The sequence below is a fragment of the Symmachiella macrocystis genome (assembly GCF_007860075.1).
In the GTDB taxonomy this organism is placed as follows: domain Bacteria; phylum Planctomycetota; class Planctomycetia; order Planctomycetales; family Planctomycetaceae; genus Symmachiella; species Symmachiella macrocystis.
In genome coordinates this window covers 1,089,572-1,101,451 of record NZ_SJPP01000001.1, presented here as the reverse complement: position 1 = coordinate 1,101,451, position 11,880 = coordinate 1,089,572, and the positions used below count along the sequence as shown (strand labels likewise).

Sequence of the window (11,880 nt, the reverse complement as noted above, 5' to 3'; positions counted from 1 at the left end):
CGACAACAATCCGGCCTGCCTCATCTGAGGCCGCGATTTGAAATTCACAGCACAGTTCGACGATGTGTTCAAAGCTATCGATTCGTAGAGGTTTCGATCGTAGTTCTGTCTTTTTTCGATCTACCACCCGAGAACAAAACGACTGTACTCGATCAGGTCGTTCGCCACGAACGACTCGGCGGGCTGATTCAGTGGTACGAACGCGCCACGTGATTTCATCATCGCCCACGTCTTCGCAGCTGCGCTCGCCATGCGCACTTACCGTGACAAACTCCAAATTTGCAGTAGCAAGTGTGGCAGGAAACCATGATTTCCGCCGACATTTCTGCCAAGCAATTTTAAGTGGAAGCCCATTTCGTCGTTCAACTTCCGTTCATCATTGTTTTTGGACCGCGAGCGACGCTGCAATTGCTGATGCGGCCTGCCGACATCAAGACGACGATGGATTACTACGTCGCCCAGGATGTGGATGATGTCGCTAGCGAGCTGTGGAGCGACCACAAGCGTTCGCACAAGGAGGCGAAGGGTGAATTAGGTGCCACTACCCCTAATTCACAGGAAAAAGAATGCCCGCCAGATGCTGTAACATCTTGACGGGCAAGGGCTTTACTCAGTCGGGACGACTGGCGTTCGTTTGAACCTTTAATTGCGGCATGTGTCGATTCTGTTCTGTTTTCGAATGCTGAAATGGTTGTGGCCACGAAAGTTCTGAAGATAGGAGCGTGATTACTCGTCGTTTCGTATTGCCGGATTCAATCGATAACGTCCGGTTCGAGTCGATCCCGCGGGTTCAACCTTGCCCGCATGCGTCATTGCTCTCAAATCCCTCTCAGCGGTCCTCGTCGAGCATTTGAAATGCTGTGCTACGTCTGCCGACGTAACCTCGCGCCCGTTGACAAATAAAGCGAGAATCTGCCGTCGGCGCCTAGCAGTTGTGCCCTCGGATTGACCACCGACATTTCCGACATCCGAATTTCCGACATCACCGACACTAACGACAAGCGATTCACCGACACTTCCGACACTGTCGTCAGTCGTTCGACTGTCATGTCCGTAACCGGTCTCCTCATCACCGTCGTGGACACTTAGTTTCATTGAAAAACGATACCCCGGCCCGCCGCTTAAAATTACGTCGTTGGTTTCGCATACAAGGTTTGCCTGTTTGAACAGCAATTCTTTTATATTTTTCCGCAGGTCTCGGATTACCGCAGCAGCGCTGTTTGATGAATCGAGACTCATCTCCGCCGCAAGCTTACTACCGCTGTAAGCGATGAATTGATGCCCGGTTTGCAGTTTCAGCAGATCAAGGACCTGTCGTTTCCTTGTAGAACGACGGCCGCTACAAATATCGACGCCGCACAGTTCCACTCGATCCTCAAAGAACACTATCCGACCACTCTCGAATGGCTCTGGATCAACGACAGTTCGGGTAGCGTCTGTTTCGTCTTCGTTCGGGGTCGACTGGGCATCACCTGTTGGCTCGGTGGTCATCCGGGTTGGTCGAGCGGTTACCTCGTTCAGCAACATGCTGCATACAGCGATTGACAATGTCACAACGTCGCAAAGATTGAATTCCAAAAAGTTAGGAGGATTCCCAATCCACGATTTGAATCGATCTGCATCAACGCCGTACTCTTCCAATTGGTCTGATGGGTAGGTTCCAAGTCGCATCAAATCCCAGTTCATGACAACGTTTTTCTGCGGCCCACGAATCGGAATCCATAGATTTAACTGCCCATCTTGGAACTGCCGATCCGCCAAGAACGTCAGCCAGTCGTAGAACCCGTCGCCCCAGCGGCGCTGAAGCGGCCACTTTTCATCGCCCCACCCAACAGCCCTCACCGCATCGCCGGCACTCCGCACCACGCCGATCAGAGTTCTAAAGCCATCGCGATTCCATTGCCCGGTCGTCGTGAAACCTGCGCTGATTGAGAAATCGCCGATGATCGAGGACCGGTCGTATTCATACCGGTCAGTATGCTGGCACGCGTTCTCGACCAGATCCGAATTTTCCTTGTCACCGAAAATTAGCCAACAATCCAATACGGGCAGCTCGACAGCGGCGCGCTCAAATCGTTGGAGACTCGTTTCCATCGTGATGCGTTGTAGATCTGTAAGCATAGCCAAGCTTCGAAAAATTACGTCCAAGTTGGGGCGTCGAAATGTCCATTATTCGGCCTAAGCAATATGGTTGTCTTCAACAAGCACGTGGTAGCTGCGCAACCCCACGCCTTGGTTGTAGCAAAAGTGCGACGGTGGTGAGTGCGATCTAGCACGATGGCGGCGGCTGTGTTAGCATCGTGATCAGTCACGTCGATGCCCTCCCACATAGGGTTCCGTGATGAGAGCCGCCGCGGTGTTGAATCCATCGTCGCGGCTCGTTATTTAGGATGCGGCAATTTTCGCTCGTTGGCAGCAGTTTTGCAAGATAGGAATTCCTCTGATCGCAATGTCGTTTTGGCCAACCAGCCGAACTGGCGGCGCATGGGCACGTCAGCCGAGCGCGGGTCACGCAGATCATGAACCTGCTCAATCTGGCGCCGGATATTCAGGAGGCGCTTTTGTTCTTGCCCCCGATGGAGCAAGGGAAGGATACGCTGACCGAGCGAGATCTGCGGGTGATCGTTGCCGTTACCGATTGGCGCAAACAGCGGCGGTTGTGGAAGGATTTCGCCGCCAATGCAGGTGTCCCATCTCCATCATATTAAACGGGATGATGGCTTGTTGATTGACGAGATGAATTTATCGCATTCGTGCAGCCCTGAAACTGACATATCGATCGTCCTCGCGCTGTACGGCTCAAATAACTTCCTTTTGTGAATCATTGGATTCAAGCACATACGGCCATCCGTCTTCGCGGCGCCCAGAATATCCAGCCGTTGATGATGAGGCGCTATCAGCGTATCGTAGGAGGCTATGAATGATGGCGGTCGCCTTACTGACATGCTGATCGCAATTGAGCGAGGCGACTCGAAAGCATCGTACAATACGCTAAAGCCGGAATCGTTGGCCTTCACTAATCTACGGTAGGTATGCCTGAACTACGCGGTCATGGGCAATGCCCTGCTTTTCGGAGACAATAGGATGGCCTTCGTGTCGGGAAGGCAGTCAAAACTATCGAACCAATTAGGAGGAAGTGATGCCGCTGTCAGGATCACCGCTGGACAAGCCGTTCCAACTTTTCGATCTGCTTCGCCGAGGCCTGGAGTCAAATGCAGACGGTGTTGCGATTGCCTCGCTGGATAAGCAGGACACGTGGCGCGATCTGTCCCGCGCGAGCGACCGTCTGGCGGCCAACCTGCTTGGACTGGGACTGCAGGCCGGGGATCGAGTTGCTTCGCTAATGCCAAACTGCGATGCGCTTCTGGTGCATTACATCGCGTGCGTGAAGGCGGGGCTCGTGGCCACGCCGCTTAACTACCGCTATCAAGCGCCTGAGATTGACCATGCGCTTGAGGTCAGTGAAGCCTCGATCCTGCTGGCCCACGCGGAACGTGACGCCGACATCGCCAAGACGAAGCTCGCGGCCAAACTACCGCTGGGAGTAATAGGCTATGGGGCCAGCGACGGGCGCAGCCGGACCTACGAGGCATTCATCAAACAAGATCCTCCCGCTATTGAGCTTCGCGCGCCCGATCCGGCAGCGCCGGCAATTATTTTCTTCACATCGGGCAGCACCGGCCCAGCAAAAGGGGTGACGCATTCCTTTGAGACGTTTGGCTGGCTCGTCGCAAGTATTATAGAAAGCTTCGAGCTTACGCAGAATGACATAGTGCTCCCGGGCTCATCGCTCTCCCATATCGCTGGCCTCAGCCTATCGTTGGCAGCCGTTGCCGCAGGGGCGCGTATCAGTATCGCGCGGACCTTCGACGGTGACGAGCTGTTGTCGGTTCTCCGCAAGGACGGGCCGACGGTGCTTATGATGTTGCCCGCTGCACTGTTCAGCTTGGCACGGGACAACGGCGCAACGAGAGAGGATTTCACCTCGCTACGGCTCTGCGTCTCCGGTGGGGACAAGGTCTCAGCCGAACTGGAGCGGGAATTTACGGAGCTAGCGGGTTTCCGGATTGACGAGGGCTACGGCATGAGCGAGATCGGTTGGGCCACGCTCAATCCTCCCTCGGGCCTCAACAAGCTCGGTTCGATCGGAACGCTCAATCCCGGCTATGCAGCCTCGATTCGGAATGAGAACGGTAAGGAGCTGGCTGCTGGTGAAGACGGTCGCCTATGGATCAAGTCACCGTCCGATATGGTGCGGTACTGGAATCAGCCAGAGGCGACGGAAGTCACATTCCAGGACGGCTGGCTTGATACCGGCGATCAGATGAGGATTGATGATGACGGTTATCTTTGGTTTCGCGGTCGCAAGAAGCAGATTATTGTGCACGATGGCTCCAACATCGCCCCTCAGGAGGTGGAGGAGGCGCTACTCGAACATCCTGCTGTGGAGACCGTAGGTGTCGTGGGCGTATACAATCTCGTGCACGGGGAGAATGTGCGGGCCTATATTACCTTGCGAGACGACGCAGCACGACCGACCAGCCAGGCGCTCATTCGCTTCGCTCGCGAGCGGGTCGGGTACAAAGCGCCTGAGGAGATCGTGGTTCTTAGGGAGATGCCTGTGAATCCCGCAGGCAAAGTGGACCGTGTCACCCTGAAGAGAATGGCCGAGGAACAGCACGCTGATACGGCGCTTAGGTAGTGTAAATTCCGCGCCGCACGAAGGGCTTATTACAAATTCAAGTTCAGCATTCGCCAGTTCGCAATCGGTATTGATTCCGAACGGTGTCACTATTGTAATTAGGCCATGATGATTATCGAGTTGACACGACCCTTCAGGCATGAAGGTGTGAAACAAATCGTTACGGCTATTTCACTTGGAGTCTATCTCCATTGCAGTCAGTCGAACTCGGACGTCCTCTTTATTACGTCAAAGAGGACTTGCGGGCATCATGAATCCAGGATTTATAGCCCTCTAACGAGAGCCGCTTAAACCTATCGATGGGCAGCGCCTTGAAGCAAACTATGAGCAATGACAAAGGAAATTCGAATCAACCTTACATCCTAGGACACTCCGATCATGAACTCAATCGCCTTCGCGCCCAAGCGCGATTCCTTGAGCCGGATACGAGGCAGTTCCTACTTGATGCTGGTGTCAAACGAGGCATGCGCATTCTTGACGTCGGAAGCGGTGCCGGAGAAGTCGCGTTCCTTGCTGCTGAACTGGTTGGTGAAGCCGGGATCGTACTCGGCACGGATAAGGCTCCCGCTGCGGTTGCAGCAGCGACCCAGGCGGCTCAAAACCGCGGATTCAGTAACATTCAATTCCTGGAAGGCAATCCTGCGGAGATGACGTTCGAGACGCGTTTCGATGCAGTGATTGGACGCTATGTGCTTCCGTTTCAGGATGAGCCTTCGGCGATGTTGCGTGGGCTTGCCAAGCATTTGGACCACTCTGGTCTGCTCATCTTCCATGAACCTGATTGGACTTGCGTTCGTTCGTTCCCTCCGGCACCGCTGTATGACCGAGCATGTCGTTGGATCTCAGACACAACACAATTGAGCGGTCAGTCCTGGAATTTTTTGGAAAAGGCTCACACCATTTTCGTAGGAGCGGACCTCCCCGCTCCCACGATGCGCATGCACACTTTCATAGCGGGAGACTTCAATACGCGAGAGTGGCTGATTGCAGTGGGCGATATCGTTGAGAGTCTTCTCCCGGCCATGGTAAGGCTAGGCGTAGCAACGGTAGAGGAAGTCAATATCTGGACTTTCCGCGACCGTTTGCTCCAAGACGTAACTTCGAATCGTAGCGTGATCGTAGGGCGATCCGAAATCGGAATATGGACGACCATTGGGCGGGATGCTACTCAAAAAACTGCTGCAAGTGATTGTGAGCATCCTGATTCTGCCAGCCTCTAAAACGACCGTATTGTCAGAAAAGGTTGCTTTCTAATTTTTTGAATCTCGCCGACTTTCGAACTATTCCTAAGACATCTCGACGGTGTGGCTGGCTTGTCACCGGGAAACCGAATCGGATTCGGTTTCAATATGGTTGAACATTCTCGCAATCGCTTGTTCGATCTGTAGTCAATCCACAAAACTTAAGTTTGAAGATCGACGCGAATGTTAGAAATTGGTCTCGCTCGTGTATAAGGGATTAGGGAAGTGTTCACGGGACCGATTGGTTCAGGTCGATGTTTTGAACTCTCAGAGTCCAATAGAATAGCAGCAACCCAGAGAATTCAATCATTGGCTTATCATTGATGAACTTGACACCGGAAACACGAGCCAGCTTGCTGATCCGTGTTCGCGATCCGTCGAATCAGGCCGCCTGGCATGAGTTTGTCGAAATATACCGACCGGTGATTTTACGTATGGCGCGTCAAAAAGGGATGCAAGATGCCGATGCGGAGGATGTCGCTCAACGAGTTTTGGTCTCGGTCGCCAAAACAGTTGAGCAATGTAAATACGATCCGCAGCGAGCCAAGTTTCGCACATGGCTTCATCGGGTCGCACACAATGCGATTCTCAATGCGTTGACACGTGGGAAACCTGATCGAGGGTCGGGTGACTCGGCCATACAGGCGGCCTTGAATCAACACGAATCCTGTACTGGCCCCGATTCGGACCTGTTGCGATTGGAGTACCGCCGGGAAGTCTTTCGCCGGGCCGCTAGGCAAGTTCGTCCTGAATTCCAACAGGCAACGTGGGACGCGTTTTGGCTGACTGCGGTCGAGGGGGGCTCAGTTGAAGCTGTCGCAGGAAAACTCGTCAAAAACCCAGGGGCGATCTATGCCGCCCGCAGCCGCATCATGCGCCGAATTCAAGAAATCATCAGCGAATATGACGGAGAATTGTAATGCATCGTTTGTCAGATATTGTCAGTCGACGTGTATAAATCATCAGGGGATAACGTCATGAATAATCATCTGACCTGCGATCCAAATCGGATTGAGCAATTCTTGCAACAACAATTGAGTGATGAGGAACAGGCTGCCTTTGAGTTGCACCTTGATAACTGCCACGCCTGCCAGCTGCAGTTGGAATCATCTGCCGCCAGCGAAGATGTCTGGTCAGGAGTCCAAGAATCACTCAACTCTGAATCACAGACTTCGCTCGATCCTATTTCAAGCGAAGACGACACGTTTGATCACAACACCGTGCTGAATTTATTGGCACCGACGGATGACGACCGCATGATCGGCCGTTTGGGGACGTATGAAGTTCTGGGTGTCATCGGATCAGGAGGCATGGGCGTCGTTCTCAAAGCGTTTGATGCTTCGCTGAATCGGTATGTGGCGATCAAGGTTCTTGCGCCACATCTCGGCAACAGCGGTTCTGCTCGCAAACGATTCTCGCGAGAGGCCCAAGCAGCAGCCGCAGTCGTCCACGATAATGTCATTGAAGTCCATGGTGTGGCTGATGCGGAGGGACTGCCGTATCTCGTGATGCCTTATGTTAAAGGTCCCTCACTGCAGCGTCGTCTTGATGGCGAAGGGCCTCTCGCGCTCGCGGAGGTCCTTCGCATCGGGATGCAAGCTGCGTCCGGTTTGGCAGCAGCCCATGCGCAAGGGCTTGTGCACCGTGATGTGAAACCGGCCAACATTCTTCTAGCTGATGGGATCGAACGTGTTAAGTTAACCGACTTTGGATTGGCCCGTGCTGCAGATGATGCCAGTTTGACCAGGACCGGAATCATCGCCGGTACACCGCAGTACATGTCTCCCGAACAGGCTCGCGGTGAATCATTCGAGCTACGAAGCGATTTGTTCAGCCTGGGCAGTGTGCTGTACACGATGTGCACCGGTCGCGCACCGTTCCGAGCTGAAACGAGCTATGGCGTGCTCCGACGAATCACTGATGAAGAGCCAAGGCCGATTCGTGAAATTAATCCCAATGTCCCTGATTGGCTCTGCGGCATTATTGCTAAGCTGATGTCGAAGCAACCTGACGACCGTTTTAAATCTGCGAGTGAGGTTGCCAAATTGTTGGAAGAATGTCTTGCACATGTCCAACAGCCAACGGTCGTAACGCTTCCTGTCAGTCAATTATCTCCTCAAAAAGAAAGTGTGCCGTTTGCGAAGCGTAAGAAGTTGATAGTTCGCCGAAAAGGAATCATTGCAATGCTCACCGTTTTAGCAATTGGCGTGCTCGGGATGGCCTTCTTGCAAGCGACGGAACCACCTGAAATCTCAGGACGATGGCATGGCGAAGGCTGGGGACAGGTTTCGCTGAAGAAAATAGAGCCAGGGAAGTACCAAGGAACATACACGGATACGTTCGGCGATGAAGAGGGCCACATACAGCTGAAATGGTCGCGTATTGAACGTCGCTTGAACGGCACTTGGCAGGAAGGCAAAGATCGATTTGGAAAGATCTCAGTTCGACTTGTCGATAAAGAGGTACGTGGTGCTTGGACGACCAACAGAAAGTCCGGCATCAACCCGGGGACACCCGAACTGGCAGATTTGTTGTGGACACGTAAAGCGAATACTGAAAAAGCTGAGACGAAAAACCCATTGATCGGAACATGGAAATTGATGGTGCTCAAACAGGATGGTGGGCTAGAGCCACACTCGGACAAGGCTTGGGTCACATTTGACAACTGGAAAATGACTTTTGAGTATGAACACGAAGAAGATGCTGAACAGTTTTTATACAAGTTGCAGTCAGACAATTCTTTCCAGTTTATCCCTGTCAATTCCCTATCCCTCGAAGAAACACGCGGAGCTCGGTACAAACTAATCGATCAAAACAATCTATTGCTTGCTCTTTCACCCAAGGGTGAGATGAAACCTCCCAGTACGGAGCCAAATCCTCAGCATGCCCATGTCACCTATCTACGGTTTGTCCGAGTACAGAGGAAACAGGAGGGGACGCATTCTAAAGCACCAGACAGCAACGGTATGCTACGGAGCATGTCAGTCAAATTCGATCGAATGGAGGGATCAGGAGAAACAAACAAGATTGATGGCAATTCCATTACAGCAGAGCTGGAAAATCCGTTAATCGGAGTCTGGCAATTGGCAGAGCCGCAAAAAGATGGGAGTTTAGAACCATCCAAACAGAAGTTTTCTGTCACTTTTGATAACTGGAAAATGACTTGTGAGTATGAACACGAAGAAGATACGGAATACTTTTTATATAATATTGAACCAAGACAAACTATTCAGCTGACTCCCGTCAAATCCTCATCCGACGAAGGAACACGCGGTGGGCGGTTTAAGTTCATTGATCACAACAATCTGTGGCTGGCGATCGCACCAAAAGGTGAGGAGAAACCCCCTCTCAGCGCAGAGCCAAATCCTAAAGAAGATAAAGCGTTATACCTACCACTTGTTCGCGTTGATAAGGAACAGAAAAGTGCTAAATCTCAACAGAAACCACAGTCGACAACAAAGCCACAAACGTCGGGTTCGAAAGCGACAGAAAGCAACGGTTGGAACTCAGGATTAGAGTTTTCGATGCCTTTCCATGTTCGTCAGGCAAAAGCAGCTTTGCACAATGCGAAATCTAAACTGCAAAAAGCCAAGGAGCTGCACAGCCGTGGATTCGTGACGAAGGAGCATCTCGAATCGCTTGAGAAACAAGTGGCTATTTTAGAGGAAGGGGTTGAGGCGTCTGTTGCGCAATTCGAACTGTTTAAAAAATCCGGTTCGGGCTCTGCTCAGGAGAATCAACCATCCCAATCGCCCTCATCTGCTCTGGAGCCCAAAAAGAATGATCTCACCGACCCAGTAAACCAGGAGTCCTCACAATGGACTGATGGCAAGGTTCTCAGCGAAACGCAGGTGATCAAAAATGGTCAAACTCTCAGAAACAATCAGAAGAAAGTGACTGTCCGTTTTCGTGTTGCTTCTGCCAAAACCGTTAAGGTAACTTATCCAAACGACAAACATCTAAAAATTTGGAAACTGAGTTCGGCTCGGTCGTCGGATCAGATCAGCAATTTCGATGATTTTTCAGTCCAACTTTCAACTGAAGCTGAACGTGCCCTCAAGCGGTTCGGTATCGTAGATATTCCCAAGGCTTATCTGGGAAAAGAAATTGAAGTGACAGGGACCGTGAGTGCGACCGGTCTCAATCTGTTTGCTAATCCAGACACAATTTGGTTCTATCATATTGTTGTGAAATCCTTGGACCAGATTCGAATCGTCAACTCAGAAGGTGATGGTTCTGGTTACTTCAGAAGAAACGATCAGTCTCGCTACTTCAGAGATCGTGGCGACGGAGTCGGTGTCCCCTACGGCTACGACCCCGATCTCGGCCCGGCATCTGGAGAAACAAAACCGCTCTCCGATGCAATCGGCGAGTTCAATCAACGGCAAAAACAACACCCAAATGGTAAAGGCCAACCTCCTCTCACCGAGGACGAGGTCGTTGCTTCCATCCGCTGGGCTGGCATGGTGAAAAAACCTTCGGATCTTTCCGGCAAACACCTTCAGCAGTTCCGCGAAATCGCCAAGAAACGTTCCTTGCCCAGTGATTGGCGGTTTGAATTCGTCACGGAGTTGGACGGCGTTGGACGAGAGCGGTTTGAGGTGTGGTCGATCCGTCTCGTCTTGAATCGGCAGAATGGAAAGATGTACTCACATAACGTTCGCACTCAGCATCTGTGGCAGCTGGACTTGGATGGCGGAAAGTTGAATCTCCCCGAACCCGACGCGTCATCGCTGAACATCGATGCCAAGCCATTAACTGCCGCGATCCACGGCTTCAATCAGGCTCACACTAAACTCAATGGGATTGACCAACCGCCGTTGACGGAACGCGAAGTGATCGCTGCGATTCGCTGGTGGAAGATACTACGAAATGAAGTCGACGCGACGAATGGAGAATTCGCGGCATTGCAGGACATTGCCGATAAACGCCTGTTTCCCACAGACGCAAAATTCGAAATCACCACGCACTTCCAGCCCGGAGATGGCTTCGATTATTTCATTTGGTCAGTAAGGCTCAGCCTGCCCAAATTGGTGAATGCCGTTCCGTATCCCCGTTATGGGATCACCATTCGAAAACAGTTCATTCGGTCTGAAGAAATCGATGGCGGAAAAGTCTCCTGGGGACCAGTTGCCGCAAACGGTTTGCAGGCGGGAGTGAAATTTGAACCACATCAGAAAAAATATAAGGTCGGTCAGCAGGTGACTCCGCGTTTCTTCTATCGATACTCAGGTGACCAGGAGATTAAAGTTGCATTTCCGCGATTAATGACACGGAGTTACTACGGTGAAATCATCTTGGATTACTCAACTCACGAATCCATCCCCCTTGATCAAGAAAAGAAACCCGGCGGACCGGTAGGTTGGCAGAGAATCCCTTTCAAATTAGGGTCTCAGTACGATATTCGAGGACTACCGATTGTTCTGGGCGATGTGGAGCGAGGCGATGCGAAAACGGTCATTCGTGCAATGCCAGGCCAGTCCGTTCGGGTACGTTTTGTGCTAACCAACTACGCAACTCATGACTCAAAACCGTTGCAGACCGGTGACATCGTGTTCTCGATGGGCCAATCCAAGGCTGAAAAGAAACCAAACCCCGCTCAAAAATCACAGACTCCTCCCCGTGCCAAACCCTCTTCATAACCATTCCCTTTGGGCCTGTTTCCAGAAACCCAGTACTAGCAAGGAGTTACAGTAGCTTGAGTCCGTCGAGGTGGCTCGAAACGTAACCAACCCTCTTCGAACTTTTTGAAGTTGGTTAACAGCCCGCGCGCAATTTGCGGAGGCAGTTAGCGCAGGCAGTGATGGCTGGTTGTAGTCAAAGCAACCAGAGGACTGACTTCGAGTCTTTAATACCGCGTTTGCGGCGAGCGTCTCAACGCTCCAATCTCTTGAATTCTCATGCTTCGGGCAATCTCACCCCGCCGTACATCACCCC

At 52.0% G+C, this 11,880-nt stretch carries 7 protein-coding genes; 6 read left to right on the top strand and 1 reads right to left on the bottom strand.

Annotation, left to right across the window (positions count from 1 at the left end; translation table 11 throughout):
• Positions 1-342 precede the first annotated feature (342 nt).
• Complete coding sequence (locus CA54_RS04290; protein WP_146369616.1) at positions 343-594, top strand: hypothetical protein; 252 nt, start codon at positions 343-345, stop codon at positions 592-594.
• 132 nt (positions 595-726) lie between these two features.
• Here CA54_RS04290 and CA54_RS04285 read toward each other — a convergent pair whose 3' ends face one another.
• Positions 727-1,686 (bottom strand): DeoR family transcriptional regulator, encoded by a 960-nt coding sequence (locus CA54_RS04285; protein ID WP_197532193.1) that lies wholly within the window; start codon positions 1,684-1,686, stop codon positions 727-729.
• Between the two features lie 833 nt (positions 1,687-2,519).
• On the opposite strand from CA54_RS04285, the gene CA54_RS04280 reads away from it, so the two are divergent.
• From CA54_RS04280 to CA54_RS04260, 5 genes are all read left to right on the top strand, one after another.
• Positions 2,520-2,708, top strand: a complete 189-nt coding sequence (locus CA54_RS04280) for a hypothetical protein (protein ID WP_146369614.1) — start codon at positions 2,520-2,522, stop codon at positions 2,706-2,708.
• Positions 2,709-3,139: 431 nt separating this feature from the next.
• Positions 3,140-4,702 (top strand): class I adenylate-forming enzyme family protein, encoded by a 1,563-nt coding sequence (locus tag CA54_RS04275; RefSeq protein ID WP_146369613.1) that lies wholly within the window; start codon positions 3,140-3,142, stop codon positions 4,700-4,702.
• Between the two features lie 323 nt (positions 4,703-5,025).
• Complete coding sequence (locus CA54_RS04270) at positions 5,026-5,922, top strand: class I SAM-dependent methyltransferase (RefSeq protein ID WP_146369612.1); 897 nt, start codon at positions 5,026-5,028, stop codon at positions 5,920-5,922.
• A 344-nt stretch (positions 5,923-6,266) separates the two neighbouring features.
• On the top strand, positions 6,267-6,863 hold the full coding sequence (locus CA54_RS04265; RefSeq protein WP_146369611.1) for an RNA polymerase sigma factor: 597 nt from the start codon (positions 6,267-6,269) through the stop codon (positions 6,861-6,863).
• Between the two features lie 57 nt (positions 6,864-6,920).
• On the top strand, positions 6,921-11,585 hold the full coding sequence (locus CA54_RS04260; protein ID WP_146369610.1) for a serine/threonine protein kinase: 4,665 nt from the start codon (positions 6,921-6,923) through the stop codon (positions 11,583-11,585).
• The last annotated feature ends 295 nt before the right edge of the window (positions 11,586-11,880 follow it).

Bases quoted from the DNA above. Each gene is read 5' to 3' on its own strand.
- CA54_RS04275 (WP_146369613.1), top strand. From the start codon at position 3,140: ATGCCGCTGTCAGGATCACCGCTGGACAAGCCGTTCCAACTTTTCGAT.
- CA54_RS04265 (WP_146369611.1), top strand. From the start codon at position 6,267: ATGAACTTGACACCGGAAACACGAGCCAGCTTGCTGATCCGTGTTCGC.
- CA54_RS04270 (WP_146369612.1), top strand. From the start codon at position 5,026: ATGAGCAATGACAAAGGAAATTCGAATCAACCTTACATCCTAGGACAC.
- CA54_RS04260 (WP_146369610.1), top strand. From the start codon at position 6,921: ATGAATAATCATCTGACCTGCGATCCAAATCGGATTGAGCAATTCTTG.
- CA54_RS04280 (WP_146369614.1), top strand. From the start codon at position 2,520: ATGAACCTGCTCAATCTGGCGCCGGATATTCAGGAGGCGCTTTTGTTC.
- CA54_RS04285 (WP_197532193.1), bottom strand. From the start codon at position 1,686: ATGAACTGGGATTTGATGCGACTTGGAACCTACCCATCAGACCAATTG.